This window comes from Paludisphaera sp., from assembly GCF_037189885.1.
Lineage (GTDB): Bacteria > Planctomycetota > Planctomycetia > Isosphaerales > Isosphaeraceae > Paludisphaera.
Genome location: NZ_JBBCIR010000005.1, coordinates 83,341 through 106,541 on the forward strand (window position 1 = coordinate 83,341; position 23,201 = coordinate 106,541).

Annotated in this window: 23 protein-coding genes; 8 read left to right on the forward strand and 15 right to left on the reverse strand. The window is 71.6% G+C overall.

Translation table 11 applies throughout. The annotated features are described in order from the left end of the window. Window positions 1-518: 518 nt before the first annotated feature. The 5 genes from WG209_RS01910 to WG209_RS01930 all read right to left on the reverse strand — a co-directional run bounded on the left by WG209_RS01910 (window position 519) and on the right by WG209_RS01930 (window position 5,290). Window positions 519-1,337 carry a TraR/DksA C4-type zinc finger protein gene (locus tag WG209_RS01910; protein ID WP_337173299.1) on the reverse strand — a complete coding sequence of 273 codons (819 nt, stop codon included), beginning with the start codon at window positions 1,335-1,337 and terminating at the stop codon, window positions 519-521. A gap of 76 nt (window positions 1,338-1,413) precedes the next feature. Next, entirely contained in the window at window positions 1,414-2,739 is a 1,326-nt protein-coding gene (locus WG209_RS01915; RefSeq protein WP_337173300.1) for a Gfo/Idh/MocA family oxidoreductase, read from the reverse strand. A 118-nt stretch (window positions 2,740-2,857) separates the two neighbouring features. Next, window positions 2,858-4,045: a DUF5009 domain-containing protein gene (locus WG209_RS01920; RefSeq protein ID WP_337173301.1), complete on the reverse strand. Its 1,188-nt coding sequence runs from the start codon at window positions 4,043-4,045 to the stop codon at window positions 2,858-2,860. A gap of 80 nt (window positions 4,046-4,125) precedes the next feature. Beyond that, window positions 4,126-5,007: a ThuA domain-containing protein gene (locus WG209_RS01925; RefSeq protein ID WP_337173302.1), complete on the reverse strand. Its 882-nt coding sequence runs from the start codon at window positions 5,005-5,007 to the stop codon at window positions 4,126-4,128. Between the two features lie 28 nt (window positions 5,008-5,035). Further along, complete coding sequence (locus WG209_RS01930; protein WP_337173303.1) at window positions 5,036-5,290, reverse strand: hypothetical protein; 255 nt, start codon at window positions 5,288-5,290, stop codon at window positions 5,036-5,038. A 142-nt stretch (window positions 5,291-5,432) separates the two neighbouring features. Here WG209_RS01930 and WG209_RS01935 point away from each other — a divergent pair, with 142 nt between their 5' ends. After that, on the forward strand, window positions 5,433-5,732 hold the full coding sequence (locus tag WG209_RS01935) for a polyhydroxyalkanoic acid system family protein (RefSeq protein WP_337173304.1): 300 nt from the start codon (window positions 5,433-5,435) through the stop codon (window positions 5,730-5,732). Here the strand turns inward: WG209_RS01935 and WG209_RS01940 are convergent. Both WG209_RS01940 and WG209_RS01945 read right to left on the reverse strand, forming a co-directional pair. Further along, window positions 5,729-7,909, reverse strand: coding sequence for a LamG domain-containing protein (locus tag WG209_RS01940; RefSeq protein ID WP_337173305.1), 2,181 nt, complete (start codon window positions 7,907-7,909; stop codon window positions 5,729-5,731). The two genes, WG209_RS01935 and WG209_RS01940, sit on opposite strands and share 4 nt — an antisense overlap. Window positions 7,910-7,945: 36 nt before the next feature. After that, complete coding sequence (locus WG209_RS01945; RefSeq protein ID WP_337173306.1) at window positions 7,946-8,617, reverse strand: Uma2 family endonuclease; 672 nt, start codon at window positions 8,615-8,617, stop codon at window positions 7,946-7,948. A 182-nt stretch (window positions 8,618-8,799) separates the two neighbouring features. Between WG209_RS01945 and WG209_RS01950 the strand changes: the two genes are divergently transcribed. Beyond that, window positions 8,800-9,396 carry a LemA family protein gene (locus WG209_RS01950; protein ID WP_337173307.1) on the forward strand — a complete coding sequence of 199 codons (597 nt, stop codon included), beginning with the start codon at window positions 8,800-8,802 and terminating at the stop codon, window positions 9,394-9,396. Next, on the forward strand, window positions 9,393-11,192 hold the full coding sequence (locus tag WG209_RS01955) for a DUF2207 domain-containing protein (protein WP_337173308.1): 1,800 nt from the start codon (window positions 9,393-9,395) through the stop codon (window positions 11,190-11,192). Before WG209_RS01950 ends, WG209_RS01955 begins: the two co-directional genes overlap by 4 nt. A gap of 290 nt (window positions 11,193-11,482) precedes the next feature. Here the strand turns inward: WG209_RS01955 and WG209_RS01960 are convergent, their stop codons facing one another. From WG209_RS01960 to WG209_RS01980, 5 genes are all read right to left on the reverse strand, one after another. Continuing rightward, complete coding sequence (locus tag WG209_RS01960) at window positions 11,483-12,181, reverse strand: MBL fold metallo-hydrolase (protein WP_337173309.1); 699 nt, start codon at window positions 12,179-12,181, stop codon at window positions 11,483-11,485. 38 nt (window positions 12,182-12,219) lie between these two features. Continuing rightward, window positions 12,220-12,456 (reverse strand): zinc ribbon domain-containing protein, encoded by a 237-nt coding sequence (locus WG209_RS01965; RefSeq protein ID WP_337173310.1) that lies wholly within the window; start codon window positions 12,454-12,456, stop codon window positions 12,220-12,222. A 61-nt stretch (window positions 12,457-12,517) separates the two neighbouring features. Next, window positions 12,518-14,068 (reverse strand): sialate O-acetylesterase, encoded by a 1,551-nt coding sequence (locus WG209_RS01970; protein WP_337173311.1) that lies wholly within the window; start codon window positions 14,066-14,068, stop codon window positions 12,518-12,520. Window positions 14,069-14,983: 915 nt separating this feature from the next. After that, window positions 14,984-16,000, reverse strand: coding sequence for a DUF1559 domain-containing protein (locus WG209_RS01975; RefSeq protein ID WP_337173312.1), 1,017 nt, complete (start codon window positions 15,998-16,000; stop codon window positions 14,984-14,986). Window positions 16,001-16,095: 95 nt separating this feature from the next. Further along, window positions 16,096-16,320 (reverse strand): hypothetical protein, encoded by a 225-nt coding sequence (locus WG209_RS01980; RefSeq protein WP_337173313.1) that lies wholly within the window; start codon window positions 16,318-16,320, stop codon window positions 16,096-16,098. A 514-nt stretch (window positions 16,321-16,834) separates the two neighbouring features. On the opposite strand from WG209_RS01980, the gene WG209_RS01985 reads away from it, so the two are divergent. Then, window positions 16,835-17,203, forward strand: a complete 369-nt coding sequence (locus WG209_RS01985; protein WP_337173314.1) for a tautomerase family protein — start codon at window positions 16,835-16,837, stop codon at window positions 17,201-17,203. Between the two features lie 350 nt (window positions 17,204-17,553). Here the strand turns inward: WG209_RS01985 and WG209_RS01990 are convergent, their stop codons facing one another. Then, the gene (locus WG209_RS01990; protein WP_337173315.1) at window positions 17,554-17,715 is read right to left on the reverse strand and encodes a hypothetical protein; all 162 of its coding nucleotides are present in this window, start codon (window positions 17,713-17,715) and stop codon (window positions 17,554-17,556) included. A gap of 596 nt (window positions 17,716-18,311) precedes the next feature. On the opposite strand from WG209_RS01990, the gene WG209_RS01995 reads away from it, so the two are divergent. Then, window positions 18,312-18,842, forward strand: coding sequence for a thiamine pyrophosphate-dependent enzyme (locus WG209_RS01995; RefSeq protein ID WP_337173316.1), 531 nt, complete (start codon window positions 18,312-18,314; stop codon window positions 18,840-18,842). Window positions 18,843-18,969: 127 nt separating this feature from the next. Here the strand turns inward: WG209_RS01995 and WG209_RS02000 are convergent, their stop codons facing one another. Further along, window positions 18,970-19,641 carry a BON domain-containing protein gene (locus WG209_RS02000; RefSeq protein ID WP_337173317.1) on the reverse strand — a complete coding sequence of 224 codons (672 nt, stop codon included), beginning with the start codon at window positions 19,639-19,641 and terminating at the stop codon, window positions 18,970-18,972. Window positions 19,642-19,813: 172 nt separating this feature from the next. Here WG209_RS02000 and WG209_RS02005 point away from each other — a divergent pair, with 172 nt between their 5' ends. Genes WG209_RS02005 through WG209_RS02015 form a run of 3 tightly spaced genes read left to right on the forward strand, consistent with a single transcriptional unit; the run spans window position 19,814 to window position 22,728 of the window. Beyond that, window positions 19,814-20,524, forward strand: a complete 711-nt coding sequence (locus tag WG209_RS02005; protein ID WP_337173318.1) for a methyltransferase domain-containing protein — start codon at window positions 19,814-19,816, stop codon at window positions 20,522-20,524. Continuing rightward, window positions 20,521-21,603: an NAD(P)/FAD-dependent oxidoreductase gene (locus WG209_RS02010; protein WP_337173319.1), complete on the forward strand. Its 1,083-nt coding sequence runs from the start codon at window positions 20,521-20,523 to the stop codon at window positions 21,601-21,603. Before WG209_RS02005 ends, WG209_RS02010 begins: the two co-directional genes overlap by 4 nt. A gap of 27 nt (window positions 21,604-21,630) precedes the next feature. Then, window positions 21,631-22,728: a type III polyketide synthase gene (locus tag WG209_RS02015; RefSeq protein ID WP_337173320.1), complete on the forward strand. Its 1,098-nt coding sequence runs from the start codon at window positions 21,631-21,633 to the stop codon at window positions 22,726-22,728. A 220-nt stretch (window positions 22,729-22,948) separates the two neighbouring features. Here WG209_RS02015 and WG209_RS02020 read toward each other — a convergent pair. Next, window positions 22,949-23,201, reverse strand: a 253-nt coding sequence (locus WG209_RS02020) for a helix-hairpin-helix domain-containing protein (RefSeq protein ID WP_337173321.1), incomplete at its 5' end; no start/stop codon positions are given.

Genomic DNA, 23,201 nt, shown 5'->3' on the forward strand with positions numbered 1-23,201 from the left:
CCTCGCGGGAGGAGGGACGCCTGGCGACGGCCGGCGAACGTTGCGCGGGGCCCATTCCGTAAGCGACAGGGCGTCAGCCCGGCGGGGGAGCGGGCTCGCGATTCACGCTCGGATGAACATGGCGAGGGGTGGCGAACGGGCCGAGAACATCATTCAAAAAGACGAACGAAGCCAACGCAAAACCCACTCAATCCACCACCAAAACAGGAGTTACGGCCAAACCTCCGAACAGCGCGGCGCGCGAACGAAGCCAACCGCTCCCGGCCTCGCGGGGATAGTGCCTCACCGAGGGGAAGGGCCTGCCCGAAAAGGAATGACGGCCGGCGAGGACGCTGGGGGGGTCTCCAGGTTCACCGGCCGCGTCGGTCATCATCTCGACCGTGGAAAGCGAGAAGCATCGTTCGAAAACGACGAACGAAGCCAACGCGAAACCCACGCAATCCACGCCACGAACCGAACTTACGAACAAACCCCGGAATATCGCGGCGCGCGAACGAAGCCAACCGCCCGCGCGGGGTTCAGTCGCCGGTGGGGCTGTCGCCGGGGCCGGGGCGCGGGGCGAGGCCGCCGCCGGTCTTGCCGCCGATGGCGCGGCCGTCGGCCACGGCCCCGCCGACGGCGCCGCCGGTCGGGCCGGAGTAGGCCGACGTGTCCTCGTGGTCGTCGTCCAGCTCCTGGTCGAACTCGCCGCTCCCCATGGCGTCCTCGAGGTCGCCGTCGTCGGGGTCGCCGTCGCCGATGTTCGTGCCGGCCAGGCCGCCGACCGCCGTGCCGCCGCCGGCGGTCCCGGCCGCGTGGACGTCGGGATTGCCGCCCCGACGGGCCCCGGCGCCGACGCCCGGCCGGTCGGCGTCCCCGACGGCCGACGGGTCGACCCCGGCCGCGCCGTGGCGGCGCTCCAGGCCCCCCATGGAGTCGGGGCGTCCCGAGTTCAGGTTCGCCGTCGCCCCGTCGCCGACCTCGGCCGAGCAGGGGGTGCAATAGCGGGTGTAGGGGAGCGCCGCGAGCCGCTCCGAGATGATCGCCTTGCCGCAACGCTCGCACGAGCCATAAGCGCCGCGGTCCAGCCGCCCCAGGGCGTCGCGGACCTCATGGGTGAGGTATTCCTGGTTCTCCAGCAGGGTCGCGTTCAGCTCCTGCATGTACTGCTCGGTCCCCAGGTCGGCCAGGTGCATCGGGGCGTTGGAGAGGTTCCCCCCCGCTTCCCCGCCGAGCCCCGTCCGGGCCTGCTCCTCCAGGCTCTGGATCTCCCCGCTCAGCCGACGGTCCATCGCCTCGAGGACGTGCCGGAACCGCTCCAACTGCTTCTGCGTCAGCGCCATCATCGCCTCGTTCAACGGGTTGCCTCCGGCCCCCACGGCCGCGTCTCCGCATCTTGCACGGGACGTGCCGTCGGGGCCGGATCGGCCCGCGTCAGAGGCCCTCGACCTCCCAGCCCTTGCGGTAGGTCTTGGTGACGAAGGCGTTCGCCTCGTCCAGGTTCAGGACCTTCATCGCGGCGGGATCCCACCGCAGGGTCTCGTTCGGGAACCGGGTGGCGAGGCAGCCGAGCAGCACCATCTCCGTCAGCGGGCCGGCGAAGGCGAACGGGGCCGACGTCTCCCCCTCGCCGCGGCAGGCGTCGACGAACTGGCGGTAGTGGTCGGCGCCGCCCGGCTCGGGGAGCTTCGTCTCCTTGAACTTGTCCTCCGGCAGCAGCACAGGCCTGTCGATGTACGGCGAGTACAGCACGCCGTCGGTGCCGATGTAGAGCGAGCCCTGATACGCCATCTCGCGCCCGCCGAGCAGGGCCGTGACCTCCTCGGGCGGGCGGACGTCGCCGTTGTACCAGTGGAGCGACAGCTCCTCGGTGGTGTGCGGCGTCTGGGGGAAGACGTAATGGACGTGGACGTCCAGGCTCCACGAGTCCTGGCCGGGGCCGTCGAGGAGCGACCGGATCGACTTGGGCTTGGTCAGCCCGGTCGACTCGAAGACGGGGTCCAGGATGTGGCAGCCCATGTCGCCGAACGTGCCGGTGCCGAAGTCGAGCCGCTTCCGCCACTCGCCGGGGTGGTAGTAGTCCTTGATGAAGGGCCGATCGGAGGCCACGCCCAGCCAGCCGTCCCAGTCCAGACCGGCCGGCACGGGGTCGACGCGGTCGGGACGGGGATTGCGGTCGCCCCACCCCTTGCCGCTCCAGCTGTGGATCTCCCTCACCTTGCCGATCGCCCCCGACTGGATCGTCGCCACGACCTGCCGGTGGACCGGGTGCGAATGGATCTGGATCCCCATCTGGGTGACGATCTTCGGGTTCTCGGCCGCGAACTCGGTCAGCCGGCGGGCCTCGTGGATCGTCTGCGTCAGCGGCTTCTGGGTGTAGACGTGCAGGCCGCGCTGCATCGCGCTCATGGTGATCGGGGCGTGCATGTGGTCGGGCGTGGAGATGTTGACCGAGTCCAGCCCCTTCTCCTCGTCCAGCAGCTTCCGCCAGTCCTGATAGACCTTGACCTCGGGGAACAGCTCCTTGATCTCCCCGACGCGGGAGAGGTCGACGTCGGCCACGGCGACGAGCTTGAAGTGGGGGCTCGACGCCAGGCTCCGCACGTCAGCCAGCGCCATCCCGGAGGCCCCGAAGCTGGCGTGCCGCACCGTCTCGCTGGGCGCGGCGAGCGCGTGACGGCGGAGGACGGCCGGCGCGGCGAAGGCGGCGGCCATCCCCTTCAGGAGGGCGCGACGATTCATCGGAAGATGGGCGGGCATGGGGCTTTCTCCGATCTCGGATGGCGGGATGGCGGGCGGGACGCGGCCCATCGTAAACCCGGCGCGGGGCCGACGCAACGCGCCGCCGGCTCGCCGCCGCGCCCCCGGCGGAGAGGCGTCAGACGCGCAGGAACGTCTTCGTCCGATAGAGGTGGTAGAGGAACAGCCACTTGAGGACGAGCGTGCCGACCGCCCCGACGATCGCCGCGACGGGGGGGCTCAGCATCTCCAGCGTCCCGCTCAGGAAGAAGTCGCGGATCGTCCCGAAGGGGATGATCCGCCCGGCCATGTAGATCGTGATCGCGTTCACGCCGATCACGACGAAGAAGAACGACCAGCCGCGCAGCTTCCAGACGTCGATGACCAGGTAGAAGAGCCCCAGCAGCAGCAGGCTGAAACCCCCGGAGACCAGGACGAACGAGCTGGTCCACAGGTTCTTGATGATCGGGAAGACCTCCCCCCAGGCGTAGCCCGCGGCGACCGCGACCGTCCCCGCCGCCAGCAGGCCGACGGCCTTCGCGCCGCCCCCCCGCGCCGAGAGGAGCCACTCGCCGGCCAGCACGCCCAGCAGGGTGGTTGCGACGGCCGGGATGGTCGAGAGGAGCCCCTCGTTGTCGCCGAAGCCGTAATAGCTCTTCAGGATCTTGCCCGGCAGGACCTGGCGGTCGACCCAGCCGGCGAGGTTGGTCTCCTTGCTGTAATCGCCCCGGACGCCGGTCTCGGGCGCGGGGGTCAGCCCCAGGAGGGCCCAGTAGCCCAGCAGGATCGCCGCGACCAGGATCGCCAGCCCGCGCGTCCGGATGAACATGTAAATGACCGCGGCGACCCCGTAGCAGATCGCGATCCGCTGGAGCACGCCGACGTATCGCAACTCGGCGAAGTCCCACGTCTGGACGCCGTTGTACAGGAACGCCAGGACGAGCAGCAGGGCCACGCGGCGGGCGGTGCGGGCGAGGGCATGCTTCCGGGGGTGCTCGCCGGTCTGGTACTTCTTCAGCGAGAACGGGATCACCGCGCCGACGACGAACAGGAAGAGGGGGAAGATGAGGTCGTAGAACCGAAACCCTTCCCAGTCGACGTGCTGGAACTGCTCGCCGAGCGTCGCGGCCTCGGGCGTCCCCCACCACCGGCAGAGGGCCCGCGCCAGGGCGTCCCCCCCCATGATCCAGAACATGTCGAAGCCCCGGAGCGCGTCGATGGAGACGAGCCGCGGGGGCTTCGGCGGGGGCTCGGCCGTCGTCGCGACGGCCTCCTCGGGGGCCTCGTGGATCTCGTCGCGGGTCGGCTGGAATCCCTGGTCTGGCATGGCACCCCCGTCGTCGGGCGTCGGTCGTCATCGGCGGCGACGATTCTAACCCGGCGGTGGGGGCGAGTCGATCGGGCGGGTCACTTCGCGACGGTCGGGAAGTCGTCCGGGACGGGGACCGTCACCGCGCCGGTGGCCGCCCACTCGGCCGCGCGGACGATCAGGGCGCGGAAGTCCGGGGCCTCGATGGGGCCCACGTCGTCCCCCCAGGCGTGCCCCATGACGTTGACCGCGACGCGGCCCTCGCCGAAGGCGACGGTCCAGAGCAGCGGCTCGTTCGTCCCGGTCCCCCCCTGGGCCTCGTCGGAGAAGGCGGTGGCGAGCACCTCCATGTTCCTCGCCGGCCCGCGCTGGCCGTGGTACAGCTCGTCGACGGCGTGGGTCCACTTCGACGGCAGACCCTTGGTGATGGGATGCTCGGCATTGCGGACGTCGACGGTGTAGGCGTGCCGCGGGCCGTGGCCGGAGCCGGGGCCATCCCCCCTCGGCGTTCGGACGACGTTGCCCGAGTCGTCGACGGTAACCCGGTCGCCGAAGGCCGCGTCGCGCCACCCCAGGCCGATCATCTCGTTGTACGCCGGCCATTCGGGGAAGGCGTTGTTCGCCGCGTGCATCACCACCAGGCCGCCCCCGCCGGCGACGTACCCCTCGAGCGCCTCGCGGACCGGGGCGGGCCAGGGCTCTCCGTTGTAGTTGGTCAGGACGACGTCGAACGCCTTGAACTCCGGCCGGAACGAGTCCCAGGCCGATGCCGGCGCCTTGGCCGGCGGGGTCCTGGCCACCGACGCCTCGAACCGCCCCGACTTCTCCAGCGCCTCCTTGAGGATCGGCGTGGTCGTCTCCCACGAGTGGTTGTTCTGACCCTCGATGATCAGGACCTTCAGCTTCTCGGCCGCCTCGGCGCCGACGCCGAGCCCCAGGCACGCCGCCCCCAGCATCGCCCGCATCATCATCCGTCGCATGCCGCCGCCTCCGGGTGGTCCGTGATGTTCAACGCTCGAGTCGAACCCCAGGATACCGCGACGGGCGACCGACACAACCGGCGGCCGTCGCCTCGGGCCGGATCGCATGCGCCGGGATCATCTCGGCGCCCGCGGCGAGCGGCTTCAGCGAGACCCGATCGCATCCCGGCCCCCGCCCGGCCGCCACCGTCGCCTTCCCGGCCGGCTCGTCCCTCGCGTCGATCGCGCCGGACGCCAGGCACACGGTCAGGACCGCCGCGTTGAAAATGAAGAGTCGCCGCATGAGGATGTCTCCCTATAATCCGTTCGGGATGGGCCGCCGCGTCCGGCCTTCCTGGCCGCCGCCCCGATCGCTCCGCGACCGGCCTCGACGACATTTGTATCGTCAGTGTACGTTCGTCTCCATGAGAGAGGGTTCGAAAATCATGGCCCAGTTGAACATGTCGTTCGAGCATGGCCAGCCCTGGGAGGCCGCCCGGGCGAAGTTCGAGGCGGCGATCGAGCGGGCGCGGGCGGACCATGGCCGCTGGATCCACGCGGTGGAATGGTCGGAAGACCGGACGGCGGCGGCGCTCTCGGGGTCGTCGTACCGGGTCGTCCTGGAGGTGGACCCGACCCATGTGCGCGCGACGGGGCAGGTGCCGTTCGCGGTCAAGCTGCTGGAGCCGGCCGTGCGGCGATACGTCGAGCGGACTCTGCGGGAGATGGGCCCGGAGACGGCCTAGTCGACCGGGCCGGTCGCGGCGCGATGGTGCTCGGCGATCTCCTCGGCCGTCAGGGCCCGGTCGTACACGGCGACCTCGTCCAGCAGCCCTTCGAAGCTCTCGGCTTGCTTGCGGCGATCGCCGAAGGTGAAGGAGATCGGCGAGCCTCGCCTCGACGCGGCGTCGGCGTCGCTCTTGGCGACGGCCTCGATGTCGGCGTCGGCCTGGAGGTCGAGGACGCCGTCGAGATAGACCTGGACGCGCCGGCCGTGGCGGACGAAGGCCAGGTGATGCCAGGCCCTGGGCGCCACGTCGGCCTTGCCGACCGCCGGGAAGGTCGACGCATGCGGCGATTCGCCGTGGGCGAAGACGAGGCGGTTGGGCGGGGCGCCGGCGGACGTGCCGGTGACGGCGAGGGCGTCGCCGGGGACGCCGTCCCGGCCTCGCTCGAACAGGATGCCCGAGACGGGGCGGTCGGCGGGCTCCAGGCCGTTCCAGAACCAGAGTTCCACCGAGTAGGCCTCGGGCGCGACGGGGAGTTCGGCCGTCAGCGAGCCGCCGGCCAGGTGCGACGCGCGGTCGACCCGGCCGTCGGGGGCGCGGAAGCCGGGCAGGGGGGGGCCAGGGAGGAACAGGGCGACGCCGCCTCTCCTGGCCGCCGCGCGATCGTGCCCGGAGGCGTCGCGGGCCTCGACTCCGTCCATCTCGTCGAGCCGCCAGAAGGCCGCGGGACGGGAGGCGAGGACGGCCGCCGCGAGGGGCGTGGCCGGGGGCTGCTCGATGCGTCGTGGGCCGCCGGCCGCGTCTTCCAGCAGGCCGAGGACGGCGTCGAGGATCCTCGGTTCCGCCTGGACCTCCAGCCCGGCGGTGCGGGCGGGCCAGGTCGTGTAGCCCCCGAGCGCGTGCTGCTCGGGCGGGGGGATGTAGCCCTCGGCCCCGTTGGCGAGCTCGATGTTCATCGTCGTCGGCAGGGGGCTACGGGCCTTGATCTTCAGGCCGGTGAGGGCGTAGACCTCGTTCGGGATGGCGGTGATCCCCAGGTCGCCGACGCGGATCGCCTGCAGCTTCAGCGTCCGCTCGGGCTCGTCGTGGAGATAAACGGCCTCCGCGGCGTAGACCTCGGGGATCGACTTCGGCGGCATGTCCCCCATCGCGGCGACGATCGGGCGGGCCCACTCCAGCCGCTCCGGGCTCGGGACGCGACGGCCGAGGGTCAGCGTCGTCTCGGCCATCGCCAGGGGCGCGGCGCGATGATAAGCGTCGATGGATTGATACGCCCGGAAGGCCGACTCGGCGACCCGATCGGCGTAGGCGTCCAGGCCGGGGTCGACGCGGGGCTTGCCGTAGTCCATCCACTGCTGGTCGCCGCTGGTCCCCTGCGACATCATGCAGATCGGCGCGGGGCCGTCCGGGGCGATCTTGCTCGCCAGGGCAGTCGCGAACCGGCCGTAGTAGTCGGCCGAGACGGGCTGGGCGCCGAAGTAGTGCATCGAGTAGTTGGCCAGCACGGCGATCGGCCGGCCGCCGGGCTCGCGGACCGCCAGCACGGTGAGCCCCGGGTCGGACGGACCGGACGGGGCGATCACGTCGGCGTTGACGTGGCCGGGGTGCATATTGGCCCGGACGGTCTTGCCGCCGAAGGGGTCGTCGATCATCCGGTCGGGGCGGCGGATCCAGCGCCTGGTATGCGTGTGCTCGGGGTCGTCGACCGCGCCCCAGCCGACCTCGGCGGGGGCGAGGTTCGCGGCGGCCTCCTCGATCGCCTCGGCGATCTTGCCGGGGAGGAACGCCGCGTAGGTCGGATCGACGGGAGTTCCCAGCGCTCCCATGCACGACGCCGCCGTGTGGGTGTGCGTCGCCGAGACGAGCATCCGCTCGACGGGGATGCCCGTCGCCTTCGAGGCCCTCGCCTTGGCGTCGTCGATCAGCTCGCGGGGCATCATGCAGCTATCGACCACGACGATCGCCAGCCGGGTCGAGCCGTCGTCCAGCACCACGCAGCGCGCGAGCAGCGGGTCGCGGACCTCGTTGGCGACGGCCTGGAGGAACCCGCCGTTGACGATCACCGGGAACGTCGTCGGCGAGACATCCACCACGGCGGCCCCCGCGCGGAGCCCGCCGGCCTCGTCCGCGGTCGCGACGGCTCCGCCCAGGATCGAGGCGGCCAGGGCGAGCAGGCCGGGGATCGTCGTCTTCATCGAGGGGTGCCTCATATTGAACGGTTCATCGCGGGTTCAGTCGAGTTCCCCGCCCATTTCCCGGAGCCGCTGCTCGAGCAACTCGGCCCGACGCTCGGCGGCGAGCGCGCGTCGCTCGGCCTGGGCGGTGGCCTCTTGCATCTCCAGGGCGGTGCGGAAGGGAGAGCCGTCAGGGTGGTAGAGCTTGAGGCTCTCCGGCCCCTCGCCGGGGACGAAGCGGACGCCCAACCGGGGGCTGACCCAGCCATCGGTCTCGACGACCTCCTGGAGCCTGCCATCGCGGCGGAGCCAGACCTGGAGGACGCCTTCGCCCGGGTCGTAGACGTAATACTCCTCGACCCCGAGGTCGTCATACGTCCGGAACTTGCGCGTCATCTCGAAGACGCGGTTGCTCGGCGAGAGGATCTCGACCACGACCTGAGGCGCGACGCCCCCTTCCTCCCACTGGCGATAGGAGCCGCGATCCCCCTTCGGCCGGCCGAAGACGACCATGGTGTCGGGGGCGATCCTCGACCTGGGGATCCCCTCCTCGTAATACCAGAGGAGGTCGCCGGCGACGAACACGTCGGGGCGGTCGCGGAACAGGTATTCCAGGCCCTCCTTGATGAGGACGATCCAGCGGAACTGGACCGTGTTGTCGGACATGGGCTCTCCGTCGCTGTCGGGGTAAAGGTCCCGATCGTCCCGCGTCTTCAGGGTCGTGCTCATGATCGCCTCCGCATGGCGCGCCGGGGACCGGCCCCGCCCGCGCCGCCAGTATCGCGTGGAATCGCGGGCGGGGCAAGTTTCAGGGCGTTCGCGGGCCTGGGGGATGGAATCCCGTCGGCTCGGCGGAATACGATGACGACGTGAACGGGGCGCGTCCCAGGCGTTCGGGAAAGGGGCGATTCGTGACGGTCTTCTGGATCGCGGTCGGGGCGGCGTCGCTGGCCCTGGTCTACCTGGCGTGGACCTACAATCGGCTCATCGGCCTGAGCCGGCGGGCCGACGGGGCCTGGAGCGACGTCGACGTGCAGCTCAAGCGGCGATGGGACCTGGTCCCGACGCTGGTCGAGACGGTCAAGGGCTACGCCCGGCACGAGTCCGGCACGCTGGAGGAGGTCGTCCGCGCGCGGGCCGAGGCGACCCGCGCGGCCACCGTGCCCGAGCGCGGCGCCACCGAGGGGAGCCTGTCCGGCGCGGTCGGGCGGCTGTTCGCCGTCGCCGAGTCGTATCCCGAGTTGAAGGCCGGGCGCAACTTCCAGGATCTGCACCAGGCGCTGGTGGACGTCGAGGACCACGTCCAGTACGCCCGGCGCTACTACAACGCCGTGGTGCGCGACCTCAACACGCTGATCGAGGGGTTCCCGTCGTCGCTGATGGCGAGGGCGGCGGGGTTCGCGCCCCGGGCGTTCTTCCAGATCGACGTGGCCGAGCGGTCGGCGCCGCGCGTCGCCTTCGACGCCCCCGCGCCGACCGCTCCCGAGGCGGGGGAGACGCGCCCTTGAGCGTTCACATGCCCCGCGCGACATGGCTGGCGATCGCCCTGGCGGTCGCGATGGCGGCGGCGTCCCCACCCGGGGCGCGGGGGGCCGACGACGGCTGGACGATCGCCGACTTCGACGTCGACCTGACCATCCGGCCCGACTCCGCCCTGGACGTGGTGGAGACGGTCGACGCCGACTTCGCCATCCCCAAGCACGGCATCCTCCGCGAGATCCCCGTCCGCTACGCCGTGGGGATGCACCAGTACGCCCTGCGGTTCCGACTCCTGGGGGTCGACGACGGCGAGGGATCGGAGCGCACGGCCGAGGTCGCCTTCGTCGAGAACCTGGCGCGGATCCGCATCGGCGACCCCGACCGCGTGGTGAGCGGCCGCCAGCGATATCGCATCCGCTACCGGGTCGAGCGGGCCGTGATCTGGGAGGGGAACCAGGCCTGGGCCGACGGCGGCCGCGCGGTGCTCCGCTGGAACGCCACCGGGACGGAGTGGCAGATCCCGATCGCCCAGTCGCGGGTGACGGTCCACCTCCCGCGCGAGCTGGACGACTCCCGGCTCTCCTACGACGCCTGGGTCGGCCGCTACGGCGCCGTCGGCCGCGACTTCCGCAAGGCGCGGGTGGATGCCCGGACGATCGAGTACCAGACGGGCCCGCTCCGGGCGCGGGAGGGGATCACCGTCGAGGTCGTGATGCCGGCCGACGCGGTCGAACGCCCCGGCGCCATGCGCCGCCTGCGCTGGTGGCTGGCGGACAACTTCCCCTACGCCGTCTTCCCCATCACGGCGCTCGCCTGCTTCCTCTCCTGGTTCCGCCGGGGGCGCGACCCGGAGGGGATGGGGACGATCGTCGTCGGCTACGAGCCCCCCGACGGCCTGGCGCCGGCCGAGGTCGGCGCGCTGGTCGACGAGCGGGTGGACCTGAGGGATATCTCGGCGTCGATCATCGACCTGGCGGTGCGCGGCTACATCCGCGTCGAGGCCCAGGAGCGCGGCGGCTGGTTCTCGTCCGGGGCCGACTATCGCTTCGTCAAGCTGCGCGGGCCGACGGGGCTCAAGCCGTTCGAGCGGCTGCTGTTCAACCGGATCTTCCAGGGGGACTCGCATTCGGTCCTGCTGAGCGACCTCCAGGAGAAGTTCTACCCGGTCTTGCCCCAGGTGAAGGACGAGCTTTACCGGACGCTGAGCGGGGAGAAGTATTTCGACGGCAACCCCGAGGCCGTCCGGACGGGGTTCCTGGCGGTCGGCCTGGTGCTGGTGGCGGCGGCGATCGTCCTGGCGGCGATGATCCAGCTCACGATGATCGACCGGGTCTTCGCCGCGCCGTTGGTGTTCGCCGGGCTCCTCTCGGCGGGGACCGTCGCGGTGACGAGCCGTTACATGTCGAGGAAGACGCGGAAGGGGCGCATCGCCTGGGAGAAGGTCGCGGGGCTTGAGGAGTACATCCGGCGGGCCGAGGCCGACGACATCCGCGAGCAGGAGCGCCGGGGGGTCTTCGAGCGGCTGCTCCCCTACGCGATCATCTTCGGTCTGTCGGATCGCTGGGGGAAGGCGTTCGCCGACCTGTACCAGACGCCGCCGGACTGGTATCGCCCCGCGCGGGGCGACGGCTTCTCGACGTGGGTGCTCATCAACGACATCGACACCTCGATGTGGGCGATGAACCGGACCTTCCCCAGCCAGCCCCGGGCCGACCTGTCGAAGCTCTCCGGCCGGGGGGGCGGCTACTCGTGGTCGTCGGGCGGCTTCGGTGGCGGCGGCCGCTCCGGCGGCGGCTTCGGAGGCGGCGGCGGTTCGTCCTGGTGAACCCGGCCGGCGTCACCGGGGGTGTGGCGCTCCGGACATCGGGCGCGCCCTCATAACGGCCTTCCCCCCTGGAGGGGAAGGTGGCCCGAAGGGCCGGATGAGGGGGGGACGAGCCGGATGGCCGTCGCGGATCGCGGGGGTTTCCCCACGGCCGTCGGCCTGGGCCAAGGTTCCGAACACCGAGACTCCGCGGGCGGGCCCCCCCTCATCCGACCGCCGCGCGGTCTGTCTTCCCCCACCAGGGGGGAAGAGCGTCACCGAGGCATCTTCGCAGACGAGAGGCACGCCCGTCACCGGGACGGGGGCCACTTCCGCGCGAACGCCGCGGAGGCCCCGGACGGGATCGGCTTGCCGTGGCCGAAGACGGCGACCTCGAAGTCCAGGGCCGACAGCTTCGCCAGGCTGCGTCGGCCCTCGTCGAAGTCCTCGTACATGGGGCTGGGCGCCAGGCCGAAGGCGTTTGCGGCGGCGTCGGCGGCGATCAGCACGCCCCCGTGCTCGGGCCACAGGAACGCGAGCTGCCCCGCGCAGTGGCCGGGGACGTGGATCGCGCGGAGGCCGCCGGGGAGCGTCTCGCCATCGGCGACCTCGCGCTCGATCGCAGTCGGCTCGACCTCGGTCGGGGCGGCGGGGAGGAGGAACCGGCAGATGAGCCGGTTGACCAGCCCGGGCGCGGGCGCGAGGGGCCGAAGGGCGCGACCCTCGCGCGTCATGGCGGCGTCGACCGCGTGCATGAAAACCGGCGCGGAGGTCGCCCGCTTCAGCGCGGCCAGCCCGCCGACGTGGTCGCTGTGACAGTGCGTCGCCAGGATGCGGGCGACGTCGGACGGCTGCCGGCCGATGGACCGGATCGCCTCCAGGATCGTCGCGTCGCCGCCGGGCATCCCCGCGTCGATGACCGTCAGGCCGTCGCCGCCGTCCATGATGAAGGCGTTGACATACTGGATCGCGACCTGCCAGAGCCCCGGGACGACGGGCTTCACACTCATGAAGGATGCCTCGGCATGGATGATGACTTTCCGGGCGGTCAGAAGATCCAGCGATATACCGCGTACAGGCCCGCGATCACGCCGATGATGATCCACCACGGCTTCCGTTGATACGGCGCGTCCTCGCGGGAGATGTAGGACCCGCACTCCGGGCAGCGCTCCGAGTCCTCCAGGATGTCGCGACCGCAGTACGGGCAGGGAGCCGTCCCGTCGTCGTCGACCGGCTCGTCCTCGTCGTCCCAGTCGTCCTCGGGTTCGTCGTCCCAGCGGGGCATGGGTTGTCTTCCGGGGGGAACGGGGCCGGCCGACGCCAGGTCGGCCGGCCTCGTCGGAGGGTCACTTGGTGTTGTTGGCCGTCACGCCCGGCCAGTCATCGGTCCGGAACGGGGTGAGGGGCAGGCCCGCGGCGCTGTACATGTTGCAGACGGGGTTGTCGGCCCAGGCGTAGCGGACGGACTCGGGCCCGGAGACCTGGTCCGACCAGACCTCGACCTTGTTCGGGCCGACGACCTTGGCCTGGGCGTTGACGAACTTCTTGTCGGCGCCGGCGATGGTGAAGCCGACGGGCTCCTGGACGTCGAAGGGGCGGAAGCCGCCGTCGACGTGATCGAACGTCAGGACGACCTTGCCCCCCTGCTTCTCCATGGACTTGTAGGTCGGGCTCTGGGCGGGGATGTCCAGGCCGTAGTCGCGGGCGAGTGCCCAGCGGGCGAGCCGCTTGGCGACGTCCTGCTTGTTCTTCGGGTGGATGTCCTTGCCCTCGCCGAGGTCGATGATGACGGCCTCGCCGGTGTTGGGGAGGCGGCCCATGGTCATGGTCTGGGCCTCGCGCAGCTCGGCCCAGGAGCTGTCGGCGGGCTCGGGCTTCTCGGCCATGAAGTCGGCGAGCTGGACCCAGTAGAACGGGAAGTCGCCCTGGCCCCAGGCCTTGCGCCAGGTCTCGATCATGAGCGGGAACATATCCCGATACTGGTACGCGCGGCCGGCGTTGCTCTCCCCCTGATACCAGATGACGCCCCGGATGGTGTAGCCGACGGTCGGCAGCAGAACGCCGTTGTAGATGTTGGCGGGGCGGTAGTTCCCCTTCATGGGGCCCTCCGGGTCGTCCTGCGGCCGGGGGGCGGGCTTGCCCTCGGCCTTGGCCGTCGCCTTGGCCTCCTCGTAGGCCTTCTTGGCGGCTTCGTAGTTCTTCTCGCGCTCCTCCCAGGAGGCGAGGAGATCCTTGTAGATGGGATCCGCGGCGAGCGTCTCGCGCGGGATCCAAGCCTCGCAGGCCGAGCCGCCCCAGGCGTTGTTGATCAGGCCGACCGGCACGTCGAGCGTCTGGTGGAGCTGGCGGCCGAAGAAGTAGCCGACGGCCGAGAACGGCAAGACCGTCTCCGGCGAGCAGACCTTCCACTCGCCCCGGAAGTCCTTCTGGGGCTCCTGCGTGCCGACCTGCGGGACCGAGATCAGCCGGATGTTCGGGAACTTCGCGGCGGCGGCCTCCAGGTCCGGGTCGTTGGCCGCGGCCACCGACCACTGCATGTTCGACTGGCCGGAGCAGATCCAGACCTCGCCGACCAGCACGTCCTGGAACGTCAGGGTGTTCTTGCCCGAGACGACCAGCTCGAACGGGCCGCCGGCCTCGACCGGCTCCAGCGCCACGCGCCACGAGCCGTCCTCGCCCGCCTTCGTGGCCTGGGACTGGCCGCGGAACTCGACCTTCACGTCCTCGCCCGGGTCGGCCCAGCCCCAGACGTTGATCTTCTGGTCGCGCTGGAGGACCATGTGGTCGCCGAAGATCGCCGGCAGCTTCACGTCCGCCCGCGCCGTGCCGGCCCCCAGGACCGCCAGCCCCGCCAGCAGCCCGACCGCCCCCCGGAGGATCGCCGTTCTCAGCTTCATCCCGCCCCTCGCGTCAACGCCATCCGATGATTCTCCGGGACCACGTCGCCCCGGATCCGGCCTGCAATATACGGCGCGCCGGGGCCCGGATGAAGAGACCGGCGCCGCAGGGAGTTGGGTTCGTTCGTCATCGCGCGACCACGGCCGCGATAGACGCAACCCCTTGAACCCCAGGATATTACCCCCGGTTCTCGGTTGGCTTCGTTCGTCGAAATCGATTGCGTCGCGATACCCTCCCCGTCCCCCCGATCGGGGCGACGGCCGCGAGTCCGTCGGCCCGCGTCGCGGCCTTCGTCGGGACGCTGGCGGCGAGGCGCGGGCGCGATTCACCCGGCCGGATTCGCCCCGATCCGCCTTCGATGCCCTCCGAATTTTCAAAGATCGGCCGATCCCCTCATCTGGATATGCTCGCGGGAAGGGCTCGCCAGATTTCAGGAATTTCGAACGGCGTCAGGGAGTTTCTTCGGGCGGGGGCGTGCCTCCCTGCTCATCCGGACCACCCGGCTACCTTCCCCGCCAGGGGGGAAGGTCGTCATGAACGCTCTTCCCCCCTGGTGGGGGAAGACAGACCGCGCGGCGGTCAGATGAGGGGGGCCCGCCCGCGGAGTCTCGGTGTTCGGAACCCTGGCCCAGGCCGACGGCCGTGGGGAAACCCCCGCGATCCGCGACGGCCATCCGGCTCGTCCCCCCCTCATCCGGCCCTTCGGGCCACCTTCCCCCTCCAGGGGGGAAGGCCGTTATGAGCTTCGACATCAACGGCTCGGGCTCGCCCCCCACCCATCCACCCCTCCGCGGTGCCTTCCCCTGTAGGGTCGGAGGACGATCGGCGTCGGCGGGGCACGAACGGGGGCGAGGCCGCGCCCGGGGGGGGCGCGGCCTCGCGAAGGGTGGTCGGATCGGGCAGGGTTGATGGGGTCAGAAGGCGTCAGAGGAGATGACCTCGCCGCCGGCGCGGGTGCCGAGGGCCAGCCAGCTCTGGTAGTCGATCGAGTCCTTGATGAACCGGACCGAGCCGTCCAGGAGCAGGACGTTCACGCCGCCGGCGTGGTTCGACGAGGCCGAGATGATGGAGTCGGCGTTGCGGTTCGGGCCGGTGTTGCCGTCGAGGGCGCACGACTTCTGGTTCGGCGTGGCGATGTGGTGATAGCCGCCGCCGCGGGCGGCGTCGCCCTGGATCCAGCGCTCGCCCTTGTAGTCCCAGGTGCGGATCGTGCCCCGGTTGCGGCAGGCCTGGAAGAGGAGGAAGTTGTTGTTGGCCTGATCGGCGAAGTCGCGGATGCCCAGGCTATCGGCGCGATAGAGCATGTGGCGGCCGTCCTTGCTGCCGGTGCCGATGCTGTTGCCGGTCCCCTTGAGGACCTCGCTGAAGATGGCCGTGTTGCTGGTGCCGTCGGCGATCGAGGAGAGCGTGACCACCTTGTTCAGGCCGCCGTCGGTCCCCAGCCAGTACGACGGGCCGTCGGTCGCCCAGCCGTTGTAGTAGCGGTTGCGCCCCAGGTTGTTCGCGTAGCTGGCGGCCACCTGATCGTCCCAGCCCGCGTTGCTGTCGGACGGGCAGGAGAGCGCCGCGACCCGCGTGTGCCCCACCGTCCAGTTCCACATCCGGCCGGCGTCGACGTAGGACGACATGTAGATGTTGCAGGAGTCGTACAGGGCTTGCTGCTCGAAGAACGGCAGCAGGCGCAGCTTCATCGAGAAGTGGGCGTCGGTCTCGGCCGTGCCGGGGTTGGGGCTCAGGCCCGTCGGGGCCAGCGCCCCCTGGGAGGCCTCGTAGTTCTGCACCGCCAGGCCGATCTGCTTCAGGTTGTTGACGCATTGCGACCGCCGGGCCGCCTCGCGGGCGGACTGCACGGCCGGCAGGAGGAGGGCGATGAGCACGGCGATGATCGCGATCACCACCAACAGCTCGATCAACGTGAACGCACGTCTCATATAACCAGACATCGACCAATGTCCTTTGAATAAGGATCGGAACGGGGCGTCCGGGGGGAGGGGAGGGCGCGGGCCGCCGCGTCGCGGCCCTCGCCTCAGGACCTGCGGCCCTTCTTCTGGAAGGCGGCCTCTTCCTCCATCTGGCGCTTGTACTCCTCTTCCCGCGATTGCGGCGCGTTCGGGTCGTTCGTACCCGCGGCGCCGATGCCGGCCTTGGAGTCCCCGGTCATGTCGGGATCGTCGCCGCACCCCATGGGCAGCAAGGCGACCGCCGCGACGAGCGCGGCCGGCGCGAGGAGCGATCGCAGACGAGTCGTCATCGGAACATCCTTCCCGGTCAGCCTCGCTCGCGTCCCTTCGCGGCCGCCGCGCGCACGCCCTCCACGGGCCGCGACGCGGACCGCCCGCACGACGAAAAATGGGGCTGCCGTATCGAGAAAATGGCGGGACCGGCGCGGCGTCGTCGCCTCTCCATCGGCAAGGGCCGACGGACTCGTGGCCGGTCCCGCCACCATAGCGTCCGCCAATTCATTCTGTCAAGACCGACGCAACCGTCCATTCAGAATTCACCATTGCTCGCGAAGCCACGCCGTGTCACGACGCGCGTCGGCTCGACGTGGCCTCGGGACCTGTCCGGGGGATGGAGCGGGCGGGCGGCCGCGAAGCCGGGACGTCGCCATCGATGAGCCGATCGGCGGGAGCCCCGCGGCTCCCGTCATCCCGCCGTTCGTCGGGGCGAGTTTCGAATCCGACTTTCCGGTAGCCGACAGGGTCGAGGACGGGGTCGATCGTGTTAGATTGATGCCGGCAATTTCATGAAGCGGAGTTCAGGCCATGCCGCTCTACACGATCGCCACGCAATCGGGCACGCTCGACGCCGCCGGCAAGGCCGGCCTCGCCGCCGAGATCACGGCGCTCCACGTCGAGCTGTCCGGGGTGCCGAGGAACTGGGTCCACGTGATCTTCCAGGACTATCCGGCCGGCGACGGTTTCACGGCCGGAGAGGCGGCGGCGACGGTCAGCCTGTCGCTCTCCATCCGCGCGGGCCGATCGGCGGAATACAAGCGGACCCTCCTGACGCGCCTCTGGGCGCTGCTCCAGGCGGCGACCGCCGCGCCCGAGGATCGAATCGTGATCGGATTGCGGGAGGTCCCGCCCGGCGACGCGATGGAGATGGGCCAGATCATGCCGGACGTGCGGTGATCCCATGGACGTTCCGAGGCGACGGACCCAGATCCGGAGACATCCATGAACGGCGCGCAGTCCTTGTTCAAGGCCCTGGTGGACGCGGGGGTCACGACGTGCTTCGCCAACCCCGGCACGTCGGAGATGCAGTTGGTCTACGAGATGGGGAAGTCCGAGGCGGTGCGTCCCGTCCTCTGCCTGCAAGAGGACGTCGTCACCGGCGCGGCCGACGGCTACGGCCGCGTGAAGGGGTCGCCGGCGTTCACCCTGCTGCACGTGGCCTGCGGCTTCGCCAACGGCATCGCCATGCTCCACAACGCGGCCCGCGCCCACACCCCCGTCGTCAACGTCGTCGGCGTGAACGCCACCTACCACCAGCCGAACTTCCCGGAGCACGAGCTGGTCAACGGCCGCGCGTCGGACCTCGCCCGCGCGGTGTCGCACTGGGTCGGCGAGGCGCGGAGCGCCTCCCATCTCGGCGAGCTGGGCGCGGAGGCCGCCGCGCTGGCGAAGACGGGCAAGGTCTGCACCGTCGTGGCGCCCAACGACCATCACTGGGGCGACGCCGCCCCGCCGCCGTCCGCGCCGCCGCCGTCGGCACGGCCGCGGGTCTCCGAGGAGGCGATCGGGCGCGCGGCCGGGATGCTCTCCAACGGCAAAAAGACGGGCCTGCTGCTGGGCGGACTGGCCCTCCAGGGCGAGGCGCTGGAGCTTGCCGGCCGCGTCGCCGCGAAGACCGGCGCGGCGCCGCTGTCGGAGACGTTCCCCTCCCGCTACCTCGCGCGGGGCGAGGGCCGTCCGCCCGTCGACCCCATCCCCTACGAGTTCGAGATGGGCGTCCAGTTCCTGGAGCCGTTCGAGCAACTGATCCTCGTCGGCTCCGGCCCGCCGGTCGCGACCTTCGCCTACAAGGGCAAGCCGACGCTCAAGAGCCGCGCGGGGTGCGACATCTTCGCCCTGGCCTCGGCGGAAGAGGACGTGGAGGCCGCGCTCCGATCATTGGCCGAGGCGACCGGCGCGGCCGGCGCTCCAGCCCCGCGAGGAAGTCGAGCCCCCTTCCGGGGACCTGACGGCGGAGGCGATCGGGCGGTCGCTCTGCTCGCTGCTGCCGGAGGGCGCGATCCTCGTGGACGAGGGGGCCACGAACGGCCCGCCCATCATCGCGGCGACCAGGGGAGCCCGGGCGCACGACCTCATCAACCCCGTCAACGGCGGGGCGATCGGGGGCGGCCTGCCCACGGCCCTCGGCGCGGCGATCGCCCGCCCCGACCGGAAGGTCGTCGTGCTCCAGGCCGACGGCAGCGGGATGTACACCGTCCAGGCGCTGTGGTCCATGGCGCGGGAGAAGGCCGACGTCGTCGTCATCGTCCTCAAGAACGACGCCTACGCCATCCTCAACCTGGAGCTGGCGCGGGTCCGCGAGGGCGAGACGAACGCGAGGATGCGGTCGATGCTCGATCTCGACGGCCCGTCGATCGGCTGGGTCGAGATCGCGACGGGCCTCGGCGTGCCCGCGACCCGGGCGGCGACGGCCGAGGAGTTCCATCGGCGGTTCGAGGCCGCGCTCGGCGCGAAGGGGCCGCAACTCATCGAGTGCCAGGTCATCGCCCCGAAGGAGTGGCACGCGCTCGAGGAGTATGTCCACCGGACCCGTTGAGGCCGACCACGACGAGATTGACGCCGCGTCGCCGATGGGACAATCCGCCGGGAGATGGGGTGGAAATGGCGAGGCCCTCGCGCGGCGGCGAGGGCCTCGGGGCTCGTCGGTCCGATGGGGGCCGGCGTCAACGCTCGGGCGGGGGGAGCAGGCCGCCGGAACCGGGCTCGGCGGGGTCGGCCGGCGTGACGGGCTCGGAGAGCCGGATCTCGCCTTCAGGCCGGGGGCGACGCGGCGTGGCGGGGCTGTCGGGGTCCGCCGTGGTCGCCGGGGTGGCCGGCGAGGGCGTCGCGTCGGGGCTGGCGATCCGGCCGGCGGGCTGGCGCACGGCGCGGGAGCGCGGCGAGGACGTGGCGGCGGGGTCGACGACCTGGCTGGTGGTCTGGACCGCCAGCTCGTCGATGACGCGGGCGACGCCGACGGTGTCGGTGGCCAGTTCGACGGCCCGGGTCCTGGCCTCATCGCTCGGGACCGACCCGCGCAGGGTGACGATCCCGTCGGCCTCGGCGGCGATGTCGATGGTGCTGGATTCGAGCATCTTGTCCCAGTGGACGCGGCCGTAGACGCGCGCCTCGACGCCCATGTCGTTGATCCGGACGCGGGACTTCTCGAACGACTCGCGGACCGCCTCGCGGGTCCGGTTCAGGCCGCGCTCGACGCCGCTGATGACGCTGCGGCCGGCCTCGTCCAGCCTCTCGCCGGCGCGCTCGATGGGCCCCGGCTCCTGCTGGGCGTGGGCCGTCGCGAACACCAGCGCCGCCCCCATGGCCGCCGCGCCCAGCCGCTTCATTCCGGTCATCCTGGATTCTCCATTCGCGAAATTCGATCCGTCGCGGGCCGCGTCGGCCCGCCCTTGCCCCACATAACAAGCAAGAAACATACCAGGCCCCGACGCGACCCTCCCATCGCCCGGACGGCCGCCGTACAATCGGCCACGTCGTCGAACGCAAGTCGAACCGGGGGCCGCCGCCTTGATCGACCTCCCGCCCGATCTCCGCACCCGCCGTCGCAGCCCCGAGGTCATGGACCAGCCCGGCCTGGATCCGGCCGAGCACGGCCGGGCGTTGGAGGCGTTGCGGCGGGTCAACCTGTTCAGCGCGACGACGCGCGCGATGTGGCCGCGGATCCGCGAATTCGCGAAGGGTCGGCCCGGCCCGATCCGGCTGCTGGACGTGGCCTGCGGCGGGGGAGACTTCGCGGCGCGGATCGCGAGGAAGGCCCGGCGCGAGGGGATGGCGCTGGAGGTCGCCGGTTGCGACGTGAGCGAGTACGCCGTCGCCCACGCGACGGAGCACGCGCGGCGGTCGGGGGTCGCGGCGAACTTCTTCAAGCATGACGTCCTGGCCGATCCGTTCCCGGAGGGGTTCGACGTCGTGACGTGCTCGCTGTTCCTGCACCACCTGGACGAGCCCGAGGCCGTGGGGCTGCTGCGGGCGATGAAGCGGGCGGGCGGGCTGCTCCTGGTGGACGACCTGGAGCGCGGGCGGTCGGGCTGGCTGCTGGCCTACGCGGGGATCCGCATCCTGTCGCGATCGGCCGTGGCGCATGTGGACGGCCCGCTGTCGGTCGAGGGGGCGTTCACGCGCGACGAGGCCCGCGCGCTGGCCGAGGCGGCCGGCTGGGACCGCCCGGAGGCCGTCGCCCGGTTCCCCCGCCGCTTCCTGCTGACGGAGGGGCGATGACGGCCGGTTACGACGCCGTCGTCATCGGCGCGGGGCCGGCCGGCTCGACGTCGGCGCGGGGCCTGGCGCGCCGGGGGCTCCGCGTCCTGCTCGTCGACCGCGCCCATTTCCCCCGGCCCAAGGTCTGCGGCTGCTGCCTGAATCCCCGGGCCCTGGCGACGCTGGCGCGGATCGGCCTGGGCTCGCTCGCCGGGAGGCTGGGCGCCGTGCCGCTGACCGGCCTGGAGTTGGCGACCGGCCGCCGCCGCGCGACGCTGCACCACGCGCTGGGGGTCGCGCTCTCGCGCGACGCGCTCGACGCCGCGCTCGTCGACGAGGCGGTCGCGGCCGGGGCCGAGTTCCAGCCGGGCGCCTCGGCGACGCTCGCGACGGGAGGGGTCCGGCTGAGGACGGGGGACGAGTCGCGCGAGGTCGGCGCGCGGTTCGTCGTCTCGGCGACGGGGCTGGGGGACGGGCTTTTCCCGGCCGACGACCGCGCGAGGCCCTCGCCGCGGTCGAAGCTGGGGGCGGGGACGATCCTCGACGCCGCGCCCGACGGCTACGCGCCCGGCCGCGTCTTCATGGCGTGCGGGGCGGGGGGGTACGTCGGGCTCGTGGCGCTGGAGGACGGCCGGCTGGACGTGGCCGCGGCGCTCGACCCGGCCGCCGTGCGCGAGGCCGGCGGCCCCGGGGCGCTGGCCTCGGCGATCCTGGCGGGGACGCGGCTGCCCGGGGCCCCCGGGCTGGCCGAGGCTCGCTGGCGCGGGACGCCTGCGCTGTGGCGGTCGCCGGGGAGGGTGGTGGAAGGGGGCGTCTTCCGGGTGGGGGATTCGGCCGGCTACGTCGAGCCCTTCACCGGCGAGGGGATGGCCTGGGCGCTGGCCGGCGGAGAGGCGCTGGCCGCGACGCTCGCCGACGATCCCGACCCGGCCCGGCGCTGGGCGCGCGAGCATCGGCGGATCGTGCGGGATCGCCAGCTCGCCTGCCGGGCGGTCGCGCGGGTCCTGCGGTCGCCGGGGATGACGCGGGCGCTGGTCGCGGCGCTGGGGAGGCGTCCCGGACTGGCCCGGCCGTTGCTCTGGGCCATGCACCGCGAGTAGACACGACACCGAACGCGAGGCTTCCGCATGCACGTCGAACTGCTGGGGATCGGCACGGCGACCCCTCCATTGAGGATCGAGCGATCGGAGTCGATCGACGCCGCGCGGGCGTTGTGCGCGGAGGACGACGACCACGGCGAATTGCTGGCGAGCCTGTACCGCCAATCGGGCGTGGACGCGCGGCACGTCGTCTACGGGCGGGAGGAGTTCCGGCGGATCGTCCACGGCGAGGGGGATTGCGACACCCCGTTCGTCCGCGACGGCGTCGACGACCCCGGCCCGACGACCGCCGTCCGCATGGAGCGGTTCGAGGCCGAGGCCACGCCGCTCGCCGAGCGCGCCTGCCGGATCGCCCTGGAGCGGTCGGGCGTGCCGCCGGGCGCGATCACGCACCTGGTGACGGTCTCATGCACCGGGTTCGCCGCGCCTGGGGTGGACCTCGGCCTGATGGAGAAGCTCGGGCTGGGGCCGACGGTCGAGCGGACGCACGTCGGCTTCATGGGCTGCCACGGGTCGCTCAACGGCCTGCGCGTGGCGCGCGGGCTGATCGCGGCCGAGCCCGACGCCCGCGTGCTCCTCTGCTCGGTCGAGCTGTGCAGCCTCCATTATTCGTACGGTTGGAACCCGCGCCGGATGGTCGGCAACGCCCTGTTCGCGGACGGTGCCGCGGCGGTGGTGCTGGGGCCGGATTCCGGCCGCCCGGCGTGGCGGCTGGCGGCCAACGGAGCGTGCCTGTTCCCGGGGTCCGAGTCGGCGATGGCCTGGTACGTCCGCGACCACGGCTTCGAGATGACCCTGTCCACGCGGGTCCCGGGTTTGATCCAGAAGCACGTCGGCCCCTGGCTCGACTCGTGGCTGGCGCGCTCCGGCCTGACGGTCGCCGACGTCGCCTCGTGGGCCGTCCATCCCGGCGGCCCGCGCGTCCTCTCGTGCGTGACCGAGGCCCTCTCCCTCCCGCCGGAAGCCGTCGCGACCTCGCGATCGATCCTGTCCCGCTACGGCAACATGTCGTCGGCCACGGTCCTGTTCATCCTCGACGAACTGACTCGCGCCGACGCCCCCCGCCCCTGCGTCGCCCTGGGCTTCGGCCCCGGCCTGGCGGCGGAGGGGGCGCTGTTCCGGTGAGAGTCAAAGCAGCACCACGCTTTATGGACGGCAAAAGATCGTGTGGGCCGCTTCTAGCAGCGAGAAGTCCATTGTCTGGCGACTCGGCCCCGGCGGACGTCGTTGGGGACACGAGGTTGGTGCCTTTCCCAACCCCTGGCAGTACCGCCGTCGAAGCAACCTCTGGAGTCAACAAGGTGGAGACAGGCAGCGTGGATTCGCCCGCCTCCTGGGCGGGTGGCTAGCGTTGGTCTTGATCTAGGCACAGACCCTGGCGGGGGAGGTCCTCGGACTGCTCCTCGGCCAGGGCCTCGGCCTGGGCGACGATCGACTCGGCCAGCGGCTCGTCCAGGCCCTCGATCGTGGCCACCAGGTCGGCGATCTCCATCACCGACAGGTCGTCGTAGCTGAGGATCCCCTGCTCGACGAGCCGCTCGGCCAGCTCGACGTCGACCCCCTCGATCCGCGAGAACGCCGCGACGGCCTTCTCGATC